Annotated in this window: 20 protein-coding genes and 1 riboswitch; of the genes, 12 read left to right on the forward strand and 8 right to left on the reverse strand. The window is 40.3% G+C overall.

Annotated elements, in window-relative coordinates:
• Positions 1-41: 41 nt before the first annotated feature.
• Positions 42-1,925, reverse strand: a complete 1,884-nt coding sequence (locus H5201_RS12865) for a bifunctional diguanylate cyclase/phosphodiesterase (RefSeq protein ID WP_182784746.1) — start codon at positions 1,923-1,925, stop codon at positions 42-44.
• 273 nt (positions 1,926-2,198) lie between these two features.
• On the opposite strand from H5201_RS12865, the gene panP reads away from it, so the two are divergent.
• Positions 2,199-3,827, forward strand: coding sequence for a pyridoxal-dependent aspartate 1-decarboxylase PanP (panP, locus tag H5201_RS12870; RefSeq protein ID WP_149981384.1), 1,629 nt, complete (start codon positions 2,199-2,201; stop codon positions 3,825-3,827).
• 60 nt (positions 3,828-3,887) lie between these two features.
• Here panP and argE read toward each other — a convergent pair whose 3' ends face one another.
• Positions 3,888-5,036: an acetylornithine deacetylase gene (argE, locus tag H5201_RS12875; protein ID WP_182718378.1), complete on the reverse strand. Its 1,149-nt coding sequence runs from the start codon at positions 5,034-5,036 to the stop codon at positions 3,888-3,890.
• Positions 5,037-5,250: 214 nt separating this feature from the next.
• Between argE and argC the strand changes: the two genes are divergently transcribed.
• From argC to H5201_RS12910, 7 genes are all read left to right on the forward strand, one after another.
• Positions 5,251-6,255, forward strand: coding sequence for an N-acetyl-gamma-glutamyl-phosphate reductase (argC, locus tag H5201_RS12880; RefSeq protein WP_182758416.1), 1,005 nt, complete (start codon positions 5,251-5,253; stop codon positions 6,253-6,255).
• A gap of 6 nt (positions 6,256-6,261) precedes the next feature.
• Positions 6,262-7,023: an acetylglutamate kinase gene (gene argB / locus H5201_RS12885; protein WP_182739879.1), complete on the forward strand. Its 762-nt coding sequence runs from the start codon at positions 6,262-6,264 to the stop codon at positions 7,021-7,023.
• Between the two features lie 7 nt (positions 7,024-7,030).
• Positions 7,031-7,951: an ornithine carbamoyltransferase gene (locus tag H5201_RS12890; protein ID WP_145235120.1), complete on the forward strand. Its 921-nt coding sequence runs from the start codon at positions 7,031-7,033 to the stop codon at positions 7,949-7,951.
• A 10-nt stretch (positions 7,952-7,961) separates the two neighbouring features.
• Positions 7,962-9,164: an argininosuccinate synthase gene (locus tag H5201_RS12895; protein WP_145235122.1), complete on the forward strand. Its 1,203-nt coding sequence runs from the start codon at positions 7,962-7,964 to the stop codon at positions 9,162-9,164.
• Positions 9,165-9,221: 57 nt separating this feature from the next.
• The gene (argH, locus tag H5201_RS12900; RefSeq protein ID WP_149981380.1) at positions 9,222-11,087 is read left to right on the forward strand and encodes an argininosuccinate lyase; all 1,866 of its coding nucleotides are present in this window, start codon (positions 9,222-9,224) and stop codon (positions 11,085-11,087) included.
• 273 nt (positions 11,088-11,360) lie between these two features.
• Positions 11,361-11,567, forward strand: a complete 207-nt coding sequence (locus H5201_RS12905) for a hypothetical protein (RefSeq protein ID WP_182784748.1) — start codon at positions 11,361-11,363, stop codon at positions 11,565-11,567.
• 78 nt (positions 11,568-11,645) lie between these two features.
• The gene (locus H5201_RS12910; protein WP_310736941.1) at positions 11,646-12,116 is read left to right on the forward strand and encodes a hypothetical protein; all 471 of its coding nucleotides are present in this window, start codon (positions 11,646-11,648) and stop codon (positions 12,114-12,116) included.
• Between the two features lie 524 nt (positions 12,117-12,640).
• Here H5201_RS12910 and H5201_RS12920 read toward each other — a convergent pair.
• Both H5201_RS12920 and coaD read right to left on the reverse strand, forming a co-directional pair.
• Complete coding sequence (locus H5201_RS12920; protein WP_182784754.1) at positions 12,641-14,035, reverse strand: capsule assembly Wzi family protein; 1,395 nt, start codon at positions 14,033-14,035, stop codon at positions 12,641-12,643.
• The gene (gene coaD / locus H5201_RS12925) at positions 14,032-14,514 is read right to left on the reverse strand and encodes a pantetheine-phosphate adenylyltransferase (RefSeq protein WP_145235133.1); all 483 of its coding nucleotides are present in this window, start codon (positions 14,512-14,514) and stop codon (positions 14,032-14,034) included. Before coaD ends, H5201_RS12920 begins: the two co-directional genes overlap by 4 nt.
• Before the next feature lie 250 nt (positions 14,515-14,764).
• Between coaD and H5201_RS12930 the strand changes: the two genes are divergently transcribed.
• Together H5201_RS12930 and thiI are read left to right on the forward strand one after the other, a co-directional pair.
• Positions 14,765-15,415, forward strand: coding sequence for a TetR/AcrR family transcriptional regulator (locus H5201_RS12930; protein WP_149981376.1), 651 nt, complete (start codon positions 14,765-14,767; stop codon positions 15,413-15,415).
• A 104-nt stretch (positions 15,416-15,519) separates the two neighbouring features.
• Positions 15,520-16,977 carry a tRNA uracil 4-sulfurtransferase ThiI gene (gene thiI, locus H5201_RS12935; RefSeq protein ID WP_182718375.1) on the forward strand — a complete coding sequence of 486 codons (1,458 nt, stop codon included), beginning with the start codon at positions 15,520-15,522 and terminating at the stop codon, positions 16,975-16,977.
• Between the two features lie 29 nt (positions 16,978-17,006).
• On the opposite strand, the gene H5201_RS12940 is transcribed toward thiI, so the two are convergent.
• Together H5201_RS12940 and H5201_RS12945 are read right to left on the reverse strand one after the other, a co-directional pair.
• The gene (locus H5201_RS12940) at positions 17,007-17,909 is read right to left on the reverse strand and encodes a ketopantoate reductase family protein (protein ID WP_182784756.1); all 903 of its coding nucleotides are present in this window, start codon (positions 17,907-17,909) and stop codon (positions 17,007-17,009) included.
• Positions 17,902-18,255, reverse strand: a complete 354-nt coding sequence (locus H5201_RS12945; RefSeq protein ID WP_149981373.1) for a VanZ family protein — start codon at positions 18,253-18,255, stop codon at positions 17,902-17,904. Before H5201_RS12945 ends, H5201_RS12940 begins: the two co-directional genes overlap by 8 nt.
• Positions 18,256-18,416: 161 nt before the next feature.
• On the opposite strand from H5201_RS12945, the gene H5201_RS12950 reads away from it, so the two are divergent.
• Both H5201_RS12950 and H5201_RS12955 read left to right on the forward strand, forming a co-directional pair.
• Complete coding sequence (locus H5201_RS12950) at positions 18,417-18,899, forward strand: YajQ family cyclic di-GMP-binding protein (RefSeq protein WP_145235145.1); 483 nt, start codon at positions 18,417-18,419, stop codon at positions 18,897-18,899.
• A gap of 173 nt (positions 18,900-19,072) precedes the next feature.
• A riboswitch (cobalamin riboswitch) is annotated at positions 19,073-19,251 on the forward strand.
• Positions 19,252-19,284: 33 nt separating this feature from the next.
• Positions 19,285-21,129, forward strand: a complete 1,845-nt coding sequence (locus tag H5201_RS12955) for a TonB-dependent receptor domain-containing protein (protein WP_182784758.1) — start codon at positions 19,285-19,287, stop codon at positions 21,127-21,129.
• An 88-nt stretch (positions 21,130-21,217) separates the two neighbouring features.
• On the opposite strand, the gene msrA is transcribed toward H5201_RS12955, so the two are convergent.
• Both msrA and H5201_RS12965 read right to left on the reverse strand, forming a co-directional pair.
• The gene (msrA, locus tag H5201_RS12960; protein ID WP_182718372.1) at positions 21,218-21,754 is read right to left on the reverse strand and encodes a peptide-methionine (S)-S-oxide reductase MsrA; all 537 of its coding nucleotides are present in this window, start codon (positions 21,752-21,754) and stop codon (positions 21,218-21,220) included.
• A 149-nt stretch (positions 21,755-21,903) separates the two neighbouring features.
• Positions 21,904-25,002 (reverse strand): efflux RND transporter permease subunit, encoded by a 3,099-nt coding sequence (locus H5201_RS12965; protein ID WP_149981367.1) that lies wholly within the window; start codon positions 25,000-25,002, stop codon positions 21,904-21,906.
• Between the last annotated feature and the right edge of the window lie 2 nt (positions 25,003-25,004).

A 25,004-nucleotide genomic window follows, 5' to 3' on the forward strand; every position in this document is an offset into this window, starting at 1 on the left:
ATAACTTAATGTTTTCGTAAATCTCTTAACCTGAGTTTAGGTTAAGAGATTGGATACGGTTGATTTTTATTTGCAGTAATATGTGGCACAGGCTCGGCAAAGTAATTGCCTTGCATTAGCGTCACATTTGCTTTTTTAAGCGCGTTGGCGATAGGCTTACTCTCTACATGCTCAGCAATTAGCTGTAAGTTGAGTTGCTTTGCAAAGTTGGCAATATGCTCAACATATAGATAAATGTCTTTATCGTGAATGATCTGTCTGATCAAACTACCATCAAGCTTAATACCATCTACTTCTAATTTTAGTACATTAGAGATATTCGAATAACCTGTACCAAAATCATCAATTATTACCCGTATACCACGATTTTTAACCATGGTTATAAATGCTTTTACTTCAGAAAAATTTGCGATAGCTTCGGTTTCCAATAGTTCTAAGGTAATATTACTCGGTAGTGGATAGCGTTTAAATTCGTTTTCCAAAAATTCAGCAAGGCTTGGATCAAGCATATCTTGGGCTGTAATATTGATGCTCCAGCACGTACTGGTTTTTCTAAATCGTGCAAAGCATTGTGTGAGCATAGTGCGGGTGAGCATGCCATCCATGCGAGAGCGATTAACGACATCTAAGAATGATTCTGGTTTTAGGACTTCCCCGTGACAGGTGATCATGCGAGCCAAACATTCATACTGAATAATGGCATTCGTTTCATTATCATAAATTGCCTGAAAATAAGGCACAATTCTGTTGTTCTCAAATGCTTCACGTACTTCTTTTGCCATTGCTACATTATACTGATATTGGTTTTTTACATCATGTAGTGCGCTGGAGTAATTGACCACAGTGTGGCGTCCCTGCTTGGCTTGTAATGCGGCAATATGGGCATTTTCAAGTAACATTGATTTATTGCCACTGGCGATGCCTGCGCACAAGGTGATGTATATAAAAGGGTCGGTAAGTAATGGGGTACTGCAATTATAGGCTTGGATCACCTCGAGAAAACCTGCATTATCTTTACCCAAAGGAGCGATGAGGACTATTTTGTTGGTCGTTAGACGAAACATCTGGCTACCCGCAGGGCGGCGCTTTTTGAAGTGTTGCAACAAGTTTTTCATAACGCGGTCGCCTACTTCTGTACCATAAAAACTGCTTATATCTTCAACTTCATTTACCCAAATAACAGCAAGTTGCAGATGATGATTAGGGGAGTTTTTAATATAATATTCAAGTGCAATATGATTGGCAAAGCCACTACTGGTATCGGTTGAAATCGCACGTTTCAATAAATACACATAAATACCGGCAACCAACAGAGCAATAAAAAAGAAAAACATAGCCATGCCCGCAGCTTTAGATACACTTTGCGCTAATCGCTGATTGAGATCGTATATGGTGATATCGGCCCCAGTTAAATAGGTGACTCCATTGGCATCGACAAAAGGGACAAAAATTGTTTTAAAATGCCCCCATTGATCTTTTGAAATTTCAAACACTGGCTCTGTTGAATAAAACGCGCCAATATTAGCGGCAGTTGCTTCAGGGTATAGATCGAGTAATTGGGTGATTTTACCGGTATTTTGATCGTTCTGAGTGTAACTCGATGCACTAAAATGTACATTACCGTCTTTTAAAACCATGGCATATACATAAGCGATATTTAACGCATTAGCAAACTCTGAAAGTTGCCGGCTTTTTTGTTGGTATTCGGTTGATGATATATATTGGCCTGCATTGATTTTTTGATGGTATTCATCACCAAGCATATGCTTAACGCTTAATGCCGCATTGAGTAATCGAGTATCAACGCTATGCATAATATCGTTACGAGTGCTGTTGTAGGTGTAATAGATGTAGCTCAATAAACTGATAAAAAACAGCATGAAACCCGCGATTATCCAATTTGTCCGTAAATTTGTATTTATCATGCTCTTCCTTGATTTATTAGCCCTTCTATTATACAAAAAAAGGCTGTATCGCCTATAAAAATATAGTTAGTTATTTGAATGATAAATATTAATCAAATTATCATTAATTTGTCATGCAATTGGCTACTTTTGTGGCTTTATACGAGACATTTCAACTCTATTACAGTAGAGTTAACGCATTTCGTGGAATCATTGTAGTTTTGGCGTTATTAGTAATGGAGTTCCTAGAGATGGATCTTCAGCTAAACAAAGCTACATTTACTGGGTATAAAGATGGATCAAAAGCGTTGTGCCGTCGCCTCTAAAGAAACTCTGATGCGTATATTTACTGTGCCTGAAGCACCAGACTCAACTTTGAGTAAAATCGAACTTGAGATCTCGAGCAATTTAGCAGGTTTTTTGAATGAGAACATAGCGGCAATTGAAAAGCCATTGCATGAGATTGAAAAAGATTTTCAATCGGCAGCAATCCCAGAAGATCCGACTTTTGTATCTGCTTATGCGCAAGATATTATGGAGCAACTTGTCGCTCATTCAGTGCATACCGCTGCGCCAAGCTTTATTGGGCACATGACGTCAGCATTACCGCATTTTGTATTGCCACTTTCTAAGTTGATGGTTGGTCTTAATCAAAACTTAGTAAAAATAGAAACCTCCAAAGCATTTACTCCACTTGAGCGCCAAGTGCTTGGTATGATGCATCATTTGGCATACGGGCAAGATGACAGTTTTTATAGCAAATGGATGCACAGTGCGAAAACGTCGCTAGGTGCGTTTTGTTCGGGTGGCACAATCGCCAATATTACCGCATTGTGGATTGCTCGTAATCGCTTACTGAAAGCGGACGGCGAATTTAAAGGGATTGGTTCACAAGGTTTGATCAGTGCCATGTTGCATTATGGATATAAAGGCCTTGCAGTACTTATTTCTGAACGTGGCCATTACTCGCTAGGAAAATCAGCTGATTTACTTGGCATTGGTCGTGATAACTTTATTGCCATTAAAACTGCAGATAACAATAAGGTTGATGTTGATGCAATGCGCGCCAAAGCCCATGAGCTAGCAGCGCAAGGTATAAAAGTGATGGCGATTGTTGGGGTAGCCGGCACGACTGAAACTGGCAATATTGATCCTCTTGATGCTATGGCTGATTTAAGCGCTGAACTCAACTGCCATTTTCATGTCGATGCAGCATGGGGAGGAGCTACGCTGCTTTCTAATACATATCGCTCGTTACTGAAAGGCATTGAGCGAGCAGATTCAATTACCGTCGATGCTCATAAACAAATGTATGTGCCAATGGGCGCTGGGTTAGTGCTATTTAAAGATCCTACAGCTACGGATGCTATAGAACATCATGCAGAATACATCTTACGTAAAGGATCAAAAGATTTAGGTAGTCATACGCTTGAAGGTAGTCGTCCTGGTATGGCGATGTTAGTGCATGCTTGCTTACGCGTTATTGGCCGTAAAGGCTACGAAATCTTAATAGATAAAGGGATTGAAAAAGCCCGCTACTTTGCTGATTTAGTGAAAGCAGATGATGACTTTGAGCTGATCTCAGAACCTGAGTTATGTTTACTGACATACCGTTATGTGCCAAAACAGATAAAACAAAAAATAGCTCAAGCAGATGAACAAACGCGTTTGGATATCTTTGCCTCGTTAAATCGTTTTACTGCCAGTATGCAAAAACGTCAACGTGAAGCCGGTCGTTCCTTTGTATCCCGTACCCGTTTAACTCCCGCGCAGTATGATCATCAACCTACAGTGGTATTCAGAGTCGTACTTGCAAATCCGCTGACATCAGAGAGTATTTTAAAAGATATACTTGCTGAGCAAAAAGAGCTGGCTAAAACAGATCCTGTATTTAAGAAATACCTTAGTAAATACATGGACTGAGCAGTAACAGTTGCGTTATTCCCAGATTGCGTGGGGATAACGCAAGCAGCACTTTCTTTGTTAGCTAAAACACGATGTTCTGATCATTTCAGTGATAATATGTTGAGATGGTTTAATTTTTTCCATCGCCAAAAATTCATCGGGTTGGTGAGCCTGATTAATTGAACCCGGTCCCATCACAATCGTTTCACAGCCCAATTGTTGAATAAATGGCGCTTCAGTACAGTAGTTCACTGCAACTGCTTGCTCTCCTGATATTTTTTCTGCCAGTTTAACTAATGCCGAATCAGTACTGCCGGTAAACGCGGGGATTGGCTCGTGCATATCCATCACACTGACTGAATCGGGATATTGGTTATTGATCTCTGTAGCTATTTTTAACAGCATCATTTGCAGTTCTTGCACACTTAGACCCGGTAAAGGGCGCATATCAATATGCATTTCACAGCAGCCACATATGCGATTTGCATTATCGCCACCATGAATGTGTCCTAGATTTAAAGTAGGGTAAGGAATAACAAAATGCTCAACTGCATATTTATTCTTTAATTGCTCTTTTAAAGTTAACAGTTTTGCAATAACTTTATGCATCACTTCAATGGCATTTAAACCACGTTCAGGATCAGAGCTATGTCCGGAACGACCGACTACGCGAATCGCGCTGCTCATATGTCCTTTATGTGTGAAAACAGGCGTCATATCAGTAGGTTCACCAATAATACACCGAGCTGGCTTTAAGTTTTTATGCTGACAAACTTGCTGTGCACCGGCCATGGTGGTTTCTTCGTCGGCAGTAGCTAGAATCAAAATTGGCTGTGTTTGAATATTCTTATCTAGTTCACTGATTGCCTGTAATACAAAAGCGAAAAAACCTTTCATATCAATACTGCCTAGACCATATAATTTATTGTTATCTTCACTTAATTTAAACGGATTATAGTTCCAACGACTATCATCAAATGGGACTGTATCGGTATGACCGGCAAGCATTAAACCACCATCTCCCTGGCCACGTTTTGCGAGTAAGTTAAAACGACCTTTAGGGCCCGACAACTCAGTAATTTCACATTCAAATCCAAGACTTGTACACCAAGTAGCTAATAAATCGATCACCCCTTTATTGCTCATAGACAATGACTCATCCATGGCACTAATTGAAGGTGCAGCAATCAATTGCTGATACATAGATAAAAAAGACGGTAATGACATAAAAAAATCCAAAATAAGTATTCAATCTAATTGCATAACAATATAAAAGTATTTATGATGAATATCAATTCACTTTTTAAGCATAAATATATTAAAGCGACGCAATGAATATAAAACGACGATAACCAGATTTCATTCATAAAATAGTGTTTTATGCACTGTTAAACCCGATTTGAATATATATGTAGTAACAAAAAACCAAAAAGAGTAACGAATGAAAGTAGTGATTATTGGCGCAAGTGGCTATAGCGGCGCAGAATTAGCAAGTTTGGTAGTAAAACACCCGCAATTAACCTTAGCTGGTTGCTATGTATCTGAGCAAAGCTTAGATAAGGGTAAATTATTAAGTGACTTGTATCCTGAGCATTTAGGTTTGCTTGATTCTCCTTTATTGCCTCTTAGTGATAGCGCTTATAACGATATTGAAAAGTCGGCCGATTTTGTATGTTTGTGTACTGATCATAAAGTGAGTGTTGACTTAGCGCCACGTTTTTTAAGCATGGGCAAAAAAGTATTTGATTTATCGGGTGGCTACCGTTTAAGCAGTAATGAAGATTATCAAACCTATTATGGTTTTGCGCATCAACATACGGAATTACTAAGTGAAGCGGCTTACGGATTGGCTGAATGGAATAGTGAAGCAATCGCCAAGGCGCAGTTAGTCGCTGTGGCTGGTTGCTATCCAACAGCAGCGCTGAATGCGTTAAAACCATTGCAACAAGCCGGCTTATTAGCCGAGCAAACCATTATTATTAATGCTGTATCGGGTGTAACCGGTGCGGGGCGTAAAGCTAGTGTAGCCACGCATTTTTGTGAAGTGTCGTTAGCACCTTATGGATTGTTTAATCATAGACACAGTCCTGAGATTGAGCAGCATTTAGGTCACAAGGTGCTATTTACGCCGCATTTAGGTAATTTTCCACGCGGTATTTTAGAAACTATTTATGTGCAATTGAAACCTGGAGTTACACCAGAGCAAGTTACACAAGCTTATCAAGTGCTTGCTGATGAGCCACTGATCAGATTGCTTGGTAATAAAATGCCATCAATTAAAGGAGTTGCAAAGCAGCCTTACGTTGATATTGCATGGCAGCAGCAAGGTACGCAGCTAATTGTGATGGCAGCTATTGATAACTTATTAAAAGGTGCTGCAGGGCAAGCATTGCAGTGCATTAATTTAGCCATGGGTATTGCCCATAATACAGGTTTAAAAGGGTAGTTAGTAATGCAAACATGGGTCATTAAACTCGGTGGTGCAGTACTCAATACAGAAGACGCGGCTAAAGCGTTATTTGAGGCGCTTGCATCGCAAACTCAAGCACAATTTGTCATCGTTCATGGTGGCGGTTCACTAGTTGATAACTGGTTGACTGAGGCTGGTTTTGCTAGTGCGAAACATCAAGGTTTACGCATCAGTCCAAAAGAGCAAATGCCTTATATTGTTGGCGCGCTTGCGGGGTGTGCTAATAAACAATTAATGAGCCAAGCAATTATCGCAGGTCATAAACCGGTCGGGCTTAGTTTATACGAAGCGGGCATTATTTCGTCACAAAAACTCAAAGCGCTTGGTCAAGTTGGTAATTGTGACGGCGGTGTGCAAAGTGTGATACCGGAGTTATTAAAACTTGGTCGTTTACCTCTGGTCAGCTCTATCGGTTTTGGTGAAGATGGCCTTTGGTATAACGTAAACGCTGATGAAGCGGCGGCGGCAATAGCTAAAGAGCTTAATGCGGAAATTATTTTTATGACTGATGTAGAAGCTGTACTTGATGCAAATAAACGGCCGTTACATCAACTTGACACAAACCAGATCAATACTTTAATTGCAGAAGGAGTAATTTTGGGTGGGATGGAGGTCAAAGTAAAGACCAGCCTTCTTGCTGCCCAGCACTTACGACGTGGCGTTTACATTTCGAGCTGGCAAAAGCCAGAAAACTTAATTGCTCTACTCGCGGGTGAGCACGTCGGAACAAAAATTACACCATAGGTTTTATATGTTTAATCATTTTTTATCGGGTCTAGAGTTAGACCAACAAGGCGCACTTAAATTACTTAACTTAGCGCAAAAAATTAAAGCTAACCCAGCTGATTTTAGTCAAGCACTGGCTGGCAAATCGGTGGTTACTTTATTTGAAAAACCAAGCTTACGTACGCGTTTATCATTTGATATAGGTATTAATAAGTTAGGTGGACATGCGGTGTATCTTGATTCACAAAATGGCGCCATGGGCGCACGTGAATCAGTAAAAGACTTTGCATTGAACATTGCCAGTTGGGCTGACGGTATTGTGGCGCGGGTATATCAGCATAAAACATTAACCACACTTGCTGAATTTTCAAGCGTACCTGTGGTCAACAGTTTGTGCGATTTATATCATCCATGCCAAGCACTTGCTGACTTTCTAACACTGCAAGAAGTATATGGCGATGTAAGCCAGCTAAAATTAGCTTATTTAGGTGAAGGCAACAACGTAACGCATTCACTGATGTTACTTGCGGCTACTTTAGGCACCGATTTTGTTGCCGTATGCCCTAAAGGCAGTTCACCAGACTCGCAAATTTTAAAGCAGGCTGAGCAAATTGCCGCAATGAATGGTGCATCAGTGATGGTGAGTGATCGTGTTGAAGCGGCTGTAGGCGCTAACGCAGTGTATGCCGATACATGGGTATCAATGGGCGATGATACGCCACTTGAACAAGTAAAAGAAAAGTACATGCCGTATCAATTAAATGCGGCGTTGCTTAAACAGACTGGGGCTGACACTGTACTGCATTGCCAGCCAGCACACCGTGAATTTGAAATTACTTCTGAGGTAATGGATGGTCCGGCGTCAAAAATTATACAACAAGCAGAAAACCGTATGCATGCGCAAAACGCATTGCTTGTTTCATTATTAAATCCAAATTTTGTGTAAGGTATCACCAATGAGTTCTATTAAAAAAGTTGTATTAGCCTATTCTGGTGGTTTAGATACGTCAGCCATCGTGCCATGGTTAAAAGAAAACTACGGTTGTGAAGTTATCGCGTTTGTGGCCGATGTAGGTCAAGGTGCTGAAGAACTTGAAGGCGTTGAAGCAAAAGCGATCGCATCTGGTGCTTCTGAATGTTATGTAGTTGACTTAAAAGACGAAATGGTAAGTGATTATATTTACCCAACGTTAAAAACCGGTTCAATTTACGAAGGTACTTATTTATTAGGTACGTCAATGGCACGTCCTATTATTGCTAAAGCGCAAGTTGAGATTGCTCGTAAAGTAGGCGCTGATGCACTTTCTCATGGTTGTACAGGTAAAGGTAATGACCAAGTGCGCTTTGAATCTTGTTTTGCGGCCCTTGCGCCTGATCTTCAAGTTATTGCGCCATGGCGTGAGTGGGACTTATCAAGCCGTGAGTCATTACTTGATTACTTGGCAGAGCGTAATATTCCATGTTCTGCATCGGCAACTAAAATCTACAGCCGTGATGCAAACGCATGGCATATTTCTCACGAAGGTGGCGAGCTTGAAGATCCGTGGTGTCAACCAAGTGAGCAAGTGTGGACTTGGACTAGCTCACCAGAGCAAGCACCCAATGAGCCTGAATTTGTTACCTTAAACGTGGTTGAAGGTGAAGTTGTTGCTGTCAATGGCGAGCAGCTTAAACCGTATGACTGTCTAGTTAAACTTAATGATATTGCATCCCCGCATGGTGTTGGTCGTGTTGATATCGTTGAAAACCGTTTAGTGGGCATGAAATCCCGTGGCTGTTATGAAACCCCTGGTGGCACAGTGATCATGGCGGCATTACAAGCGATTGATGAGTTAGTACTTGATAAAGCAAGCCGCAAATGGAAAGAAGTACTGGGCGGCGAGTTTTCACATTTAGTCTATGACGGTCGTTGGTTTACACCACTTAAAGATTCAATCTTAGCGGGCGCAGAAGCGTTATCAACAGTTGCTACTGGCGAAGTTATTCTTAAGCTTTATAAAGGCCAGGTAACAGCGGTTCAGAAAAAATCACCTAATAGCTTATACAGCGAAGATTTTGCAACGTTTGGTGCAGATGATGTTTACGACCAATCGCATGCTGAAGGCTTTATTCGTTTATTCTCGCTTTCAAGCAGAATTTCAGCACTAGCGAAGAAGTAATTTTACTACAGCCCCGTAACAATAAGGCGGGGCAGTTTCAGGGTTTGGAGAGATTTCATGGCATTATGGGGCGGACGTTTTTCTACGGGTCCAGATGAGGCGTTTAAACAATTTAACGACTCACTTCCCTTCGATTATCAACTCGCAGAGCAAGATATAGTTGGCTCTGTAGCGTGGGCAGGTGCCCTTAAGCAGGTTGATGTATTAAGTAGTGACGAACACAAAAAGTTAGTCGCTGCATTATATGAATTACTCGACGAAGTAAAAGCTGATCCACAAGCAGTGGCAACGTCAGGAGCTGAAGATATTCACTCACATGTTGAAGCTGCATTGATCGAAAAAGTGGGTGACTTAGCTAAAAAATTACATACCGGACGTAGTCGTAACGATCAGGTCGCTACTGACTTTCGTTTATGGTGTCGTGATACCGCCGCTCACATACTTACGGCGCTTGGTCAGTTAAAAGGTGAGTTTATCGCTTTAGCTGAACGTGAGCTGGGCACTATCTTACCTGGTTATACCCATTTACAACGTGCTCAGCCATTGTTGTTTAGTCATTGGTGTATGGCTTACGTGGAAATGATCGAACGTGATGAAAGCCGTTTAGCAGATGCTAAAGCGCGAATGAATTTTTGCCCTTTGGGCAGTGGGGCACTTGCCGGTACTGCGTACCCAATTGATCGGCAAGCACTTGCCGTGGGGTTAGGTTTTACCGCTGCGACTAAAAATAGTTTAGATGCCGTATCAGATCGTGACTTTGTGGTTGAGCTATTAAGCTGTGCATCAATCTCTATGATCCATTTATCGCGTATGTCAGAAGATTTGATCTTTTATAATTCGGGTGAAGCGGGTTTCATTGAGTTAGCAGATAATGTTACTTCAGGCTCATCATTGATGCCACAAAAGAAGAACCCCGATGCGCTAGAGCTTATTCGCGGCAAAACAGGGCGTGTATTTGGTGCCTTTAGTGCCATGATGATGACGTTAAAAGCACTGCCACTTGCTTATAATAAAGATATGCAAGAAGATAAAGAAGGCTTATTTGATGCCATGCCAACGTGGCTAGCTTGTATTCATATGGCGCAAGCGTGTATCAAAGGTATAAAAGTAAATGGCGAGCGAACGCTAGCTGCTGCGAAAGGCGGGCACTCCAACGCTACAGAGCTTGCTGACTATTTAGTCGCCAAAGGGATCCCTTTTAGGGAAGGTCATCATATTGTTGGTGTGTTGGTACAAATGGCTATCGCACAAGGGAATAACTTAGAAGATTTAAGTTTAGAACAATTCCAATCGGTGCATAGTATTTTTGCACAGGACGTATATGCTGTACTAGAGATAGACGCATGTATAAAAGCGCGCCAAGCACTTGGTGGTACATCTTTAGAGCAAGTTACAGTTGCAGTTAAAGATGCCAAAAAAAAACAGCAAATAACAGTTCGTGACGCTAATCTTGACGATGTAGAGTCAATTGCTAAATTGATCCAGCACTGGGCTACGGTAGGTGAAAATTTACCGCGTGCTAAAAGCGACATGGTACATTCAATCAATGAGTTTGCGGTTACCGAAGTTGCTGGAGAAGTCGCGGGCTGCGCATCACTGTATATTTATGATACTGGTCTTGCTGAAATTCGTTCTTTAGGGATAGATCCTGAAACCGGTATTACTGGGCAAGGTCGTCAGTTAGTTGAACATTTATTAGTTAAAGCCAAAAAATTGGCACTCAATCGCATCATTGTTTTGACGCGAGTACCTGATTTCTTTGAAAAACAAGGTTTCACATTCTGTACCAAAGACAGCTTACCGGAAAAGGTAATGAAAGATTGTGAACTGTGTTTACGCAGAGACAATTGTGACGAAGTCGCGATGGAATTTATTTTGAAGCAAAGTCGGAACGCGGAGATCCCGTGTAAAAATGTAGCTTAAAATCCCTGGATATAAAAAACGTACGGTTATCCCTGTGCGTTTTTTTATGCCTTATCATATCTGGTATGACCTGTTGTGTGGGATGCGCTGTAGCAAATAAAAGATCAAAAAAGATCGTTTTTTAAAATGTTGGATCAGTAATTGCTTATTACTAGATGTAAGATGGCTCAGCGTGAGTTCATCTTTAAAAGCGCCAAGCAGTTATCAGAGCGTTAAAAACAGTGGCTTATTTAATAAGTCATTTATTCAACATTTATTGAAAGGATTAATCTTATGCAAGTTACAGCTAACAGCCAATTACAAATGCAAGCATACAATAATATGCAACAATCAAAGCCAGCACTTGAACAAAGCGCTAGTAATAAAACCCTACAATCTGATACAGTGTCTATATCTAATGAAGCCTTGCTAGCATCAAAAGGCGAAGCTGAAATTCAACGTAATGGTGGGATTATTCTACCGCCTAAACGGCCAAAGTAATGGCATAGGTATAAAATGTATTTGACTGAGTTATTTGGTTTATTTTCTTTGTCGGCCTTTATTGTTTGGGGCTTTCTAATGGCGTTTTTTTTAAATATATTTGTTTACTCACTTGGAGTAAAAAGAAATACGACCTTATTACTCAGTTCATTTGTTATGCTTATTTCGTATTCGGCAAGTGATTACTTCTTCTCTTTATTATCTTACTATAGTGTCTCTTATCTGGATTGGGCACTTTATGATTTTGTAACTATATTAATTTTAGGTATTCTTTTTTATAAAATACGAAAAACGACAGTATCTTTTTATTACCTAGTAATAGGACTTACAGTTAATGCACTCTCTTTCATAATTATGTATATAGATACAACAATAATGGGAAATGTTGAACCATGGTTGTTGTGGGACTTATATTCTTTTAGTGTAAATATCGTTGATTTTATAATGATAGTGGCCTTGATTGTCGATCGTGACATTTTAGGTTTAATTAGGCTTAAAAATGCAATTAAAGCATTATTTAAAACACATCACATAAAACACTCCATTTAGCCTATGTTTATAAATGACGTAGTTGGTCCGTACATCGGTGTATTTATCGAGTGGGGATTCTTAATGGTCTTTTTATTAAATTGGGTACTGTACATAAATAACCCCAATAAAAGCATAGTAATACTTTCATTTATAATGGCCGTTTCTTATATAACGAGCGAGCTCTTATATTTAGTGTATTCAATTTATTTGAACTGGTTTATATACGATTTGCTTACTCTTACATGCATTGGATTGTTGATCAGATATCAAAAGATTAGCCCCTCTCCAGTTAATTGCTATATTATGTGTGGGCTTATCTTAAATGCGATTTTAATTGCCGCAATTTATTGCGATATCTATGTGCGTTTAAATTCTGAGCCTTGGTGGCTTTGGTCAGTTTATTCTTTTGGTGTCAATATATGCGATGTGATAATGATAACAGCCTTAGCTATAAATAAAGATTTTTTAGGCTTAAGCAAATTATTACAAAAAGCTAGGATAATCAAGGGCCTAAATAAAAATCAGGCCTTTGTTTCGAAAACTTAAAACCGGTATTCCCAGCTGGTTTTTAATGCGCTGTTGGTATCAGACTCGTTAGCAAGTTCGTCTTTATACACTGAGCCGCTGATCTTCCATAAACCACTAAAAATAGCCTGCTGATAACCAAGCTCTAATTGTAAGCGTTCAAACGTTTCGGTGACTTGGGTTAAGTTGGTGATGTCAGTTTTAAACCAACGTAACTTCGCATAGCCGCCATAACCGTTCATAGTATGATAATGCGCACCTAATACTGCTGATTTACTTTGCTGTGGTGTTGCAGAGCCAATTAACCGATCTTTATGATTATAGGCTTGGGCATAATTAATAAATGCTTCATTAGTATCTTCACAACTAAGTTGGGCTGTACAATCTTGTTGCGTATTTGAATATTCAAAATAGGTTTTTAGTAATTGCTCTTGGCCGCCAAAAAAGCTCTCAACGCCAATTGTATAAAAAGCATCACTTGGCGTTAAGCCACTGTCATTTTTTCCCATTAGCTCAGTATAAAAAGCAATCGGTTGATTGGCTATGCTGGTTGAGTACTTAGCATCTAAACTGGTTAAGCGTTGCTTATTTGTTATTAGTTCGAGCGAATTGGGGGCTATTTCTGTGCTGGTTAAATAGTCTGAACTTGCGGTACTAAATGCAACCTCAAGCCCTGGTAGTGGTGTGCTGGCAAAGCGCATAGCCCAGTAGTCACCTTTTTCATCATTACTTAAATGTGGTTTTTGTTTTGCGTAAATACCAGTCAACTGCCAGTTACCAATGAATGATAGCCAGCTTGGGCCTACATATTGGGTGTTAGCACGGTTAATTCTTAGCCCTTTCATTGGTGCGGCATTATTCGACAGTAGCAATGCATTGTCGTTACCTGGCCCCCACCAATGGCTTACTTGTTCGGCGCTAACAGACCAATTGCCCATTAATACTGCTAAGTAGCTGCCATGATAGTTTATGTGTTCATCATCAAGTGGCTGATCAGCGTAATTAACACTAACTTTGGCGCTAACACGGTCGCCAGTGATAGAGCCATAGCTATTAATGCCACTTTTTTGTTGATCGCGTTTGCCAAAGCTTTGTTGCAAAGCCGGCTCACTATTGTAGTTAAGCCTCACACCAGAGCTACTGCCTTGTTTAGCGTTCTCTAAGGCATGTTTTACGTGTTGATAAGCAAATCGACTTTGTGTTGATAAACTGCTGCTTTCAATTGTATTTAAATCTCTGGCAATACCTTGCCACATCAAGGGATAACTATTGATCGGTTGTTTAATCACGCCTTGGTTAAAGAGCATCTCAATTGAGGCTCGTAATAAAGGGTCGTCACTTTCAATCCAAGGTGATGCAAACGCGGGTGTGGCAATCACAACAAGGGTGCTTAAATAGATATTTAACTTCATCCGTGTAACTTTTCCTGTAATGCTTTTACTACAATAGGGTGTACAAACTCACTGACATCGCCTTTATGACGCGCGACTTCTTTAACTAGGGTTGAAGAGATAAATGAGTTCTTTTCAGCTGGGGTTAAAAAAACACTCTCTAAATCAGGATTTAAACGACGATTCATATTGGCAAGCTGAAACTCATAATCAAAGTCAGACACCGCACGAATACCGCGGATCAGTACATTCGCACTATGATCGCGTGCTAAATCAGCTAGTAATCCAGAAAAGCCAATAACACTGACGTTATCTAAATGAGTGAGTAAACTATTGGCAATTGCTACCCGCTCATCCAGGCTAAAGCAGGGTTTTTTACTAGGATTGTGAGCAACTGCAACAATTACAGTATCAAACATTTTAGCTGCCCGCTGGATCAGATCTGTGTGTCCATTGGTTAATGGATCAAAGGTGCCAGGATAAATTGCGGTGACTTTCATAAATATCATCTTAGTGTTATTTTGAGGGTTATATTAACAGTCTTTGTTGTCCAGATCAGCCTGCAAATTGCGGCTGCATATTTTCATTTGTAAATGAGTTTATTTCAATAAGAAACAATAACTACGAATTATGGATTAGAAATTTTCAAGGTGGTATTTTATTGGATTATATTTGTATATACTGCGCGGCTAATAATACTGAGTGAATTATGGGCATTTACTCTAATAAAAATAATCAGAGTAGCAGGATATGAGTACCAAGGATAAAATAATTACAACCAGCATAATGCTATTTAACCAACATGGCGAGCGTGCGGTCACAACCAACCATATCGCTTCACATATGGGCATCAGTCCCGGTAATCTTTATTATCACTTTAAAAATAAAGAAGACATTATTCGCCATATTTTTGCATTATATAGTAAGCATTTACACACTCAATTTGTGCCAATGGAAAAGCAGGATGAAGCACTAACACACTTAACTGGGTATCTTGATGCTTTGTTTGAGTTGATGTGGCGTTTTCATTTTTTCTATGACAATTTGGGTGACATTTTATCTCGCGACGAAGTACTGAAAAAAGATTATATTGAGTTTCAAGAGGCTTTGTTAAGTCAAGTGCGCGAAATTGTGATTGGCCTGCGTGAAGGTGGGATGATCGCAATTGATGATGAAGATACCGTTGAACTTGCTCATATGCTAAAAATCACCGTCAGTTTTTGGACTCCTTACATTAAAGCCAGACGGTTAAGCGGTGAGTTAATGCAGCAAGATATTTATAATGGTATTTTAAAAGTGTTAGCGCTTTTTAAAGCATTTGGTACCGAGCAAAGTATCCCAAAAATTAACTTGTTACGCGAAAAATACAGTAAATTAGCGGCACAAGCAGAGCCTGTTTAATTAAACGCAGCGGTTGTTTATTTCCTAGACGTTAGATTTTTTGTTATAATCGCGCGCCCAACACGTGGGTGCGTGAATCCTAAATATTGTCTAACGAGTAAACTATGCTTAAATTTATCGTCAAACTCCATCCTGAAATAGCCATTAAAAGCCGCTCTGTGCGTAAACGCTTTACTAAGTTGTTAGAAAACAACATTAAAATTGTGTTACGCAAGCTTGACGAAAAAGTACAAGTACAAAATAACTGGGACAATATATCCGTCGTAACTAAATCAGATGACGCACAAATGCGCCTTGATTTTATCGATGGCTTACAACGGATCCCTGGTATTGTGCAGTTTATTGAAGTGACCGAAACTAACTACGAAAACCTGCACGATATTTACGAAAAAGCGTTAGATATGGTTGGCCACACCGTCGTGGGCAAAACATTCTGTGTACGTTGTAAGCGCCAAGGTAAGCATGATTTCACCTCTACCGATGTAGAGCGTTATGTGGGTGGTGGTTTAAATCAGCACGTCGATGGTGCCAGCGTAAGACTGAAAAATCCTGAAGTAACTATTCGTCTTGAAATTAAAGATGATAAAGCTTACGTCGTAACGCACACCCATCATGGTATGGCCGGTTTCCCATTACCAACGCAAGAAGATGTCTTGTCGTTAATGTCAGGTGGATTTGACTCGGGCGTTGCTAGTTATCAAATGATCCGTAAAGGCGCTCGTACCCACTTTTTGTTCTTTAATCTAGGTGGTGCGGCCCACGAAATCGGCGTTAAACAAGCCAGCTATTATATTTGGAAGCAGTTTAGCTCAACCCATAAAGTTAAATTTATCAGTGTTGACTTTGACCCCGTTGTTGCCGAAATTTTAGAAAATGTTGAAAACAGTCAAATGGGTGTAGTCCTCAAACGTATGATGATGCGTGCAGGCAGCCAAATAGCTGAAAAAATGGGGATTCAAGCGCTCGTTACCGGTGAGAGTCTAGGCCAAGTTTCAAGTCAAACATTAGCCAACTTAAGTGTGATTGACCGTGTTACCGAAACGCTTATATTACGCCCGCTGATCCAACACGACAAACAAGAAATTATAAACATCGCTCGTAAAATTGGCACCGCAGAAATGGCCGAAACTATGCCGGAATACTGTGGTGTGATTTCTAAAAAGCCTACAGTTAAAGCTAAAATTGCCGTAGTAGAAGCTGAAGAGCAAAAGTTTGATTTTGATGTGCTCAATACTGTTATTGAAAACGCACGTATTATGGATATTCGTGACATTGACGTTGAAGCTAAACAAGAGCTAAAAGAGGCCGAGTCAGTTTCTGATTTACCAGCTGATGCAGTTGTTGTTGATATTCGCTCGCCGGAAGAAGAAGATGCAGCACCGCTTGAAATTGATGGGATAGAAGTTGTGCATTTGCCATTTTTCCGCTTAGCGACCAAATTTGCAGACCTACCGCAAGACAAAGACTACTACTTATATTGCACTAAAGGTGTAATGAGTCAGCTACAGGCGCTTATTTTACATGAAAATGGCTTTGCCAATGTTAAAGTTTATCGCCCGTAAGGTTGATAGTTATTAATAACAAGCGCGAGTTAAATCGCGCTTTTTTTATGTCTGATAGCATCGAGTAAAGATTGATTGTGAGGGGTATTAATACCGAGTTGATTACCTTTTTGGCAAATATAACCGCACATCGCGTCAATTTCTGTGATGCGATTATGGGCGATATCTTGATGCATTGATGAGTAATTGTTTTTGGTATCACTCATCACTTGATAGGCGTTCGCTAATGCTTCAGCAAGTCGCATATTAATACCTAGTTTATTTGCTACGGTACACGCTTCGTTTAAGATATTTAAAATTATGCCACTAAACTGCGGTGCAGTCAGTGCGCCATTTTTCACATTGTGCAGCGCACTGAGTGGATTAATGGCTATATTAACGAGTAATTTTTCAAAGCGTAATTGTTGTATATTATTTGTGGTTGTTAATTCAGGAATAGCGTTTAGTAGATTTTTAACTTCAGCGAGTTGTGTTTTTGCTTGCTGGTTACAATCACCTAAAATGCTGCTCCCGATACCAGTATGCAACACACTAAAAGGTGTATCTTTGTAGCCCGCTAAACGTGTTGTTAAAAAATATAGTCCTTGTTGTTTTGTAAGTTCGCTATTTATTTCATCTACATTACCCATGCCATTGTGAGATAAAATCAATTGGCATTGAGCGCTTAAAAAAGGCTTTAGTTGCCTAAATGCGGTGGCAACTTGATATGCTTTAACAGTAAAAATAATAACATCGACTTGGCCGTGCTCGGATAATTGAGTCAGGTTTGTCAGTTGGCAATTAATTGTTTGTTTTGGCGCGTTTGCTTGTTGATAAAAACGAGGTTCGTCAATAGCATGCTTGGTAAGTAGGGTGACCCTGTGCTGTTGACTCAAATAATGGCTATAGAGCAGCCCAATGGCACCATCGCCAACGACGAATATATTAGCCATTTTGATTCTTTTTAAAACGAGAATAAATACCGAACAACAAAAAGAAACTAGCAGCCCCAGAAAAGTCAGCAACAACATCAGCAACAGAGGCGCTACGATAAGGGATTGTGCTTTGCATTAGCTCAATAGCAATGCCATAAAATGCTAATAACACGAGGTGAACGAATACAGGTAGCTTGAATGCTCTGACCATGACGGCTGCCAGAACAAAGAAAATAGTAAAATGTACTAACTTATCTAGGTGAGGCAGTGACGATACCCCAACGCCCCTAAAATCGCGGGCAAACAAAAAGGTAAATACCAGAATACTGATTAAAAATAGGGTTTGATAAACACGCCGAGTCACGAAAAATCCTAAATCGTTTAAAAATAGAGCCGTAGTATATCAAACAAATTTCGTATCGCAGCTGAACAAAGCATAGAAAAGTGTAAAGATTTATAAAATTTATATAGTATAATTATCGACAATATAAATTTGAATTAAAAATATCTTGCTAGGAGAGACTTATGCCTTCATTTGACATTGTTTCGGAAGTCGAAATGAACGAAGCAAAAAATGCTGTTGATAATGCCAACCGTGAGCTAGAAACTCGCTTTGATTTTAGAGGCGTTGATGCGTCAATAGAGCTTAATGATAAAACCATTAAACTAAAAGCAGAAGCTGATTCACAGGTTATGCAGTTGTTTGATATTTTAGCGAGCAAAATATCAAAACGCGGTATGGACGTATCAAGTTTAGAGCTGCAAGATATTTCACGTGCGGGAAAAAATGTTTACCGTAATGTTGCGCTAAAGCAAGGTATCGAAAAAGATATGGCTAAAAAAGTAGTTAAAGCCATTAAAGACTCTAAAGTGAAAGTACAAGCCGCGATCCAAGGCGAAGAAGTACGTGTAACGGGCAAAAAACGTGATGACCTACAAGAAGCCATGCAAGTAGTACGCAGTGCTGATTTAGGGCAACCATTTCAGTTTAAAAACTTTAGAGATTAGAAAGCTAGGAGCTAGGTTTCTAGGTGCTAGAAAAAGCCAAATTGCAGCAATGTAGTTTGGCTTTTTTAGTTTAGAACTTATGATTATTCCTAGAACCTAGAGTATTTAGATGTATAGCCGTCCATTGACTTTTGTGCTTAAAATAATCACAATAGCGGCCTATTTTCAAGGTGCTTGTGGTTACTTTCCAAGGTTGTTGATTAAGTACGGCAAGATAATCGGGAAGTTGGTGGCGTTTATAGGATATAAACGAAGTCCAACACTGCCCCCGCAACGGTGATACATACTTTTAGCTAAATTTATTAGCGAGTTATGTTAAGTCCGGAGACCGGCCTTGAAGCCAATTTACTATCACTTGTGCGGTGGGCGCGGGTCAGGGGATATCATGTTAAACAAATCTACTCTAGGCGTAGCAATTGCCGCTGCGTTGTCTTTTTCTGTGTCTGCAGAGCAATCAATTGAACGCCTGACGGTTACCGCTAATAAATTTGAGCAATCAATTACTGATGTACTTGCCAGTGTAACTGTTATTGAGCGCAGTGATATTGAAACAAGTAATGTCCGTGATTTACCGAGTTTACTAGCAACCCAAGTTGGTTTTCAAATAAATTCCAATGGTGGCTTTGGACAAAGTTCTGGCGTGTCACTTCGCGGTTCAAGCTCGCGACATACACTTATTTTGATTGATGGCGTACGTACGGGCTCTGCAACCCTTGGTTATAAATCAATTAGTAATATTCCTCTTAATTCAATAGAGCGCATTGAAATTGTTAAAGGCTCTCGTGCTGCAGTTTATGGGTCTGACGCGCTCGCTGGTGTGATCAATATTATTACTCGTACAAAGGAATCCGTCAGCCTAGATGCAACATTTGGTACTGATGCTTATCAAAATTATCAAGTTGCAGGTACAACGGTAGTTGATGCTGTTAAAGCGTCGTTTAATGCTGGGTTTGAAAAAACGGATGGCTTTGACGTATTGCAAGGCGTAGCGCCGGATGAAGATGGTTATGAGAACAAAAATTTAGGATTTAATATTTACTATGCAGATGAGCTGTTAGGTGAGCTTAAAGCGCTGGGTCAATACAGTGAAGGTAATGCACAATACGACAATGCTTTCTCGCCTATTGATAGTATCGTAGAAAATAATGAATTTGAAAATTATCAGCTAGGGCTGGGTTGGGATAAATCCTTTACCGATCATAAGCACTCAATTAATGTTGCTATTGCAACCGATGATTCTGACAACAAAGGCTATGATTACACTGGTGCGATTGTTACTAATAGTTATAAAACAAAACGTAAACAATTTGATTACCACGGCAGTTATAATGCAAGCCAAGTTTTAACCGTTAATGGCGGGCTTAATTGGTATAAAGATGAAATATATACCAATGGTAAGGCTTATCTAGCGGATAGCAAAGTAGCTAAAGCTGCATTTCTTGGGGGCTATTTTGATGACAATAAAGTCATTGCAAATTTAGCATTGCGTTTAGATGATGATGAGCAGTTTGGTAATGAAACAACTTACGCCGCAGCTGTTGGTTATCACTTAAATAAGCGTGCAACACTTAGATTGAGCCAAAGCACGGGCTTTAAAGCGCCAACATTTAATGATCTTTATTTTCCTGACCCTTTATCTCCAGGTAATCCAAATTTAGCACCAGAGACATCAACTAACCAAGAGTTAGGTTTGAGTTTAGACTTTTCTCAGGCAAAGCTTGATATATCAATATTCAGAAATAATATTGAAAACCTAATTGCATGGGCACCTAATGCAGCTGGTAAATGGCAGCCAGAAAATATAAATGAAGCACGCCATGAGGGTGTTGAGTTTAGCTTTGCCAATAAAGTACTTGGTTTTGATAATCAGTTTAATTTTACTTATTTAAATGCTGAAAATACCGAAACGGGTGTAGCACAAACTTATGTTTCACCACGTACTGTGAACTGGTCTGTTGCGAAGCAGTGGGGCGATTTTGATGCCGGTTTTGATATGCAGTACCGTAGTGATCGTCAAGGTAAAGTAACAGAGCTTAGTTCTTATACGTTATGGAACTTAACTGCAAATTATCAATTTAACAGTGCGCTTTCATTTTCTGCTCGTGTTGAAAACTTATTTGATAAGCAATACAACGCGGTTGACTCAAGTATGGATTATGCAACTGGCGAAGTGTTTTACTACAATACAGTTGACCGTCGCTTCTTTGTTGGCGCCAGCTACCAGTTCTGATCTCGTTCTAGCTTAAATAAAAAAGCCCGACACCTTTGTTTGTCGGGCTTTTTTATATTTAGATGAAAATGCTTATTTAGCACTTTGCTTAGTTTACTAAAAACTGTTTATAGTCTTTTTCAAACTTTTTCAGCTTTGGTGCTATCAATAAACTGCAATAGCGTTGCTCAGGGTTTTCGTTGTAGTAGTCTTGGTGATACTGCTCTGCAGGGTAGTAAGTGGTTGCAGGGCTAACTTCAGTGACGATATCTTCGCGTATTTGGCTTTGTAATTTTGCAATATATTGATTAGTTTGCGCTTGCTGCTCGCTATCATGATAATAAATCACACTTCGATATTGGGTACCTATATCATTACCTTGGCGGTTTAGCTGAGTGGCATCATGCAGGGTAAAAAACATCGCCAGTAAGGTTTCATAGCTTATCAGGTTACTGTCAAACTTAATCTGTACAACCTCTGCGTGGCCGGTGAGGCCAGTGCAAATTTGTTTATACGTAGGCTCAGTTGTTTCGCCGCCAGTATAGCCAGAGCTTACTTGTAAAACGCCTTTCACGCGCCTAAACGCGGCATCAATACACCAAAAGCAGCCACCACCAAATGTTGCTGTTTCATTTGTTATACTCATTAGTTGTTCCTTAAAGCTATTAAATTACACGGATGATCTAGCGTATCAGAAGAACGAGCAAGGTGGTTTATTATTTCATTTAATTACAGCAGGGAAGTGTGTGGAAGTGAAAAGTAGCGTTGCTATGGGTTTGCAACGCTACGATGAGATTAAAGCTCTTTTAGCGGCCTTTCAGCTTCTTGTTGGTTGAGCTTTTGTTGTAAAAACTCAGGAGACTGAGTATTGCGAGCCAGCGCATAGTACGCCGCAGGAACAACAAATAGCGTAAGTATGGTTGCTACAATAACGCCAGTAAACACCACTACACCAATTACCATACGGCTCTCTGCACCAGGGCCTGAGGCTAGCACTAATGGCACCGCACTCATTACCGTAGTCAAAGAGGTCATAATAATTGGTCGCAATCTTTGGGTTGCGGCTTGTAAAATAGCTTCACTAAACTCTACGCCTTTATCGCGCAATTGATTGGTAAATTCGACAATCAATATACCGTTCTTAGCACTAAGACCAATCAGCATTACAATGCCTATTTGGCTGTAAATGTTTATGGTTAGTCCTGCAACCCATAAACCAAACATTGCGCCCATCAAACCCAGTGGCACAGTGAGCATGATCACAAAGGGGTGCATAAAGCTTTCAAACTGAGCGGCTAAAACTAAGAAGGTAACAGTAAGCGCTAGAATGAAAACATACGTCATCGCTGAGGCACCTTCATAATATAATTGCGATTCACCTTTATAATCAATGGCGCCATCAATTTCGTTTTCTTCCATTGCCACTTTATTTAAAAAGTTAAGCGCTTCTTCAAGGGTATAACCATCGGCGAGGTTAGCGCTCAAAGTAATAGCACGCATTCGGTTGTAACGATTTAGCCTTGATGCAGTGGCTTCTTCTTTCAAGCTAATTAAGCTATCTAGAGGAACCAGTTCATCACTGCGTGATTTTAAGTAAATATTTGATATATCAGTAGGATCAGCAAAGTCAGCTTTGGTGCCTTTTAAGATCACATCGTATTCTTCACCACGGTCAATAAAGGTGGTAACACGGCGTTGGCCTAACATGGTTTCAAGGGTGCGGCCAACATCCGAAACTGAAATCCCTAAATCCGCCGCTTTGTTTTTATCGATACTGATCAAAAACTGCGGGAAGGTTTCTTTGTAGTCATGGTCAATACGCACCAGTCCTGGGTTTTTCTCTGCACGTTCAATGATCCGGTCTCGCCAATCAGCTAATTGTGCATAATCATTACCTTGCAGGACAAACTCAATGGGCCGTGATGAGCCACCGCCACCAATACCACGGCGCATAATAGCAAAAGCGCGCACATCGGTGACTTCAGTCATTTTTGCACTGATCTCATCCATTACTTCCCAAGTTGAACGTTTACGTTCATCCCAGTCAGCCATACCAACAATTGCTACACCACCGCTGCCACCCCAGCCAGGTACGCGCACCAGCACTCGGCTTAGTTCGCCCGCTTCGGAATAAGGCATTAAACGTTCTTCAATTTTTGCCATGTTGGCGGCGTTATTTTCATAACTTGCCCCTTCAGGGCCACTCATCATGATAAAGAAAGTACCACGGTCTTCTTTTGGCGTAAGTTCTGAAGGAATTTGTTGGAACAGTAAATAACTAACAAAACCAGCCAGCAGTAGGGTGATTGTTAAACCACCTGAACGCGTCATATTTGAGCGTAAAGAGTTTTTATAACTTTGCTCAATCTTACTAAAGATACGGTCCATCCATTGGCTGAATTTACTCTCTTTTGAGGATGGTTTGAGTACTAATGAACACAACGCTGGCGAGAGTGTTAATGCGGTAATGCTTGAGAAGAATACCGCAGCGCTGACGGCCATCGCAAACTCGGTAAATAATGCGCCGATACGGCCATCCATAAATACCAAAGGCACAAACACCGAGATCAGCACTAAGGTGGTGGCTATAATTGCAAAACCAACCTCACGGGCGCCACGATAGGCAGCTAGTAGAGCCGGTTCGCCCAGTTCGATACGCCGGTGAATGTTTTCTAGCATTACAATCGCGTCATCAACAACCAAGCCAATTGCTAGCACCAGCGCCAGTAGTGTCAATAAGTTAATTGAATAACCCATCGCCAGTAAGAACATAAAGCTACCAACCAACGCAACAGGGACTGTTACCGCTGGGATCAAGGTAGCGCGAATGTTCCCTAAAAATAAGAAGATAATTAATACCACCAAAGCCATTGAAATAGCCAAGGTACTGTAAACCTCGTTAATCGATTCTTTAATAAATATTGACGAGTCATAGCTGTCTTGAATAGTTGTGCCTTCTGGCAGATTACGTTTGATTTTTTCAAGTTCAGCACGAGCATTATCGACCACGGTAAGTGTATTGGCCTTAGCTTGTTTAACAATACCAAGGCCAACCATGTTGCGGCCATTACCACGGAATAAGCTTTCATCGTCAGCGGCTTCTAAGTTTACATCAGCAACTTCACCAAGACGAACTAAGTAACCATCGTCACCACGTTTAATTACCAAGTTTTTAAAGTCTCGCTGCTCTTTATAACTACGCGCTGTTCGTACGGTAAAATCACGGTCGATAGATTCAATTTCACCAGCTGGTAGCTCAACATTTTCAGTTCGTAGGGTGTTTTCTATGTCACTACTGGTTATGCCACGAGCAGCCATTGCTTGGCGATTGAGCCAAATTTTCATGGCATATTTACGTTCACCACCAACACGCACATTGGAAACACCATCTACCACAGCTAAACGGTCGACAATAAAGCGCTGTGCATAATCAGACAGTTGCAATGAATCCATCGTGTCGCTATTGAGTAAAAACCAAGCAATAGGGCTTTCATCACTGTTAGATTTAGATACTTCTGGCGGGCGTACTTGCTCAGGGAGGCTATCTAGTGCGCGCGCTACACGTTCGCGGACATCGTTTGATGCGGCATCAATATCACGGCTGATATTAAATTCAATGGTAATATTTGAGCGACCATTTCTACTTGATGAATTAATGCTTTTAATACCTTCGATACCGGAAATACGGTTTTCCAGTACTTGGGTTATTTTTGTTTCTATGATCTCGGCTGAGGCACCCGTATATTCAGTGCTTACACTGACTATTGGTGATTCAATATCAGGATATTCGCGCAGCGGTAACATCGAAAAAGCCACTAAACCAAAGGTTAGTAACAGTAGGTTAATTACAATTGCAAAAACGGGGCGTTTGACACTGGTATCAGTAATTTTCACAG

It is taken from the genome of Pseudoalteromonas sp. SG43-6 (assembly GCF_014164365.1).
GTDB classification, from domain to species: Bacteria; Pseudomonadota; Gammaproteobacteria; order Enterobacterales; family Alteromonadaceae; genus Pseudoalteromonas; species Pseudoalteromonas rhizosphaerae.

What these genes read in the sequence shown, in the direction of transcription:
- argB (WP_182739879.1), top strand. Translation starts at nt 6,262, where the DNA reads ATGCAAACATGGGTCATTAAACTCGGTGGTGCAGTACTCAATACAGAA.
- H5201_RS12930 (WP_149981376.1), top strand. Translation starts at nt 14,765, where the DNA reads ATGAGTACCAAGGATAAAATAATTACAACCAGCATAATGCTATTTAAC.
- H5201_RS12950 (WP_145235145.1), top strand. Translation starts at nt 18,417, where the DNA reads ATGCCTTCATTTGACATTGTTTCGGAAGTCGAAATGAACGAAGCAAAA.
- msrA (WP_182718372.1), bottom strand. Translation starts at nt 21,754, where the DNA reads ATGAGTATAACAAATGAAACAGCAACATTTGGTGGTGGCTGCTTTTGG.
- thiI (WP_182718375.1), top strand. Translation starts at nt 15,520, where the DNA reads ATGCTTAAATTTATCGTCAAACTCCATCCTGAAATAGCCATTAAAAGC.
- H5201_RS12890 (WP_145235120.1), top strand. Translation starts at nt 7,031, where the DNA reads ATGTTTAATCATTTTTTATCGGGTCTAGAGTTAGACCAACAAGGCGCA.
- H5201_RS12955 (WP_182784758.1), top strand. Translation starts at nt 19,285, where the DNA reads ATGTTAAACAAATCTACTCTAGGCGTAGCAATTGCCGCTGCGTTGTCT.
- H5201_RS12940 (WP_182784756.1), bottom strand. Translation starts at nt 17,909, where the DNA reads ATGGCTAATATATTCGTCGTTGGCGATGGTGCCATTGGGCTGCTCTAT.
- argH (WP_149981380.1), top strand. Translation starts at nt 9,222, where the DNA reads ATGGCATTATGGGGCGGACGTTTTTCTACGGGTCCAGATGAGGCGTTT.
- argE (WP_182718378.1), bottom strand. Translation starts at nt 5,036, where the DNA reads ATGTCATTACCGTCTTTTTTATCTATGTATCAGCAATTGATTGCTGCA.
- panP (WP_149981384.1), top strand. Translation starts at nt 2,199, where the DNA reads ATGGATCAAAAGCGTTGTGCCGTCGCCTCTAAAGAAACTCTGATGCGT.
- argC (WP_182758416.1), top strand. Translation starts at nt 5,251, where the DNA reads ATGAAAGTAGTGATTATTGGCGCAAGTGGCTATAGCGGCGCAGAATTA.
- coaD (WP_145235133.1), bottom strand. Translation starts at nt 14,514, where the DNA reads ATGAAAGTCACCGCAATTTATCCTGGCACCTTTGATCCATTAACCAAT.
- H5201_RS12910 (WP_310736941.1), top strand. Translation starts at nt 11,646, where the DNA reads ATGGCGTTTTTTTTAAATATATTTGTTTACTCACTTGGAGTAAAAAGA.
- H5201_RS12920 (WP_182784754.1), bottom strand. Translation starts at nt 14,035, where the DNA reads ATGAAGTTAAATATCTATTTAAGCACCCTTGTTGTGATTGCCACACCC.
- H5201_RS12895 (WP_145235122.1), top strand. Translation starts at nt 7,962, where the DNA reads ATGAGTTCTATTAAAAAAGTTGTATTAGCCTATTCTGGTGGTTTAGAT.
- H5201_RS12905 (WP_182784748.1), top strand. Translation starts at nt 11,361, where the DNA reads ATGCAAGTTACAGCTAACAGCCAATTACAAATGCAAGCATACAATAAT.
- H5201_RS12865 (WP_182784746.1), bottom strand. Translation starts at nt 1,925, where the DNA reads ATGATAAATACAAATTTACGGACAAATTGGATAATCGCGGGTTTCATG.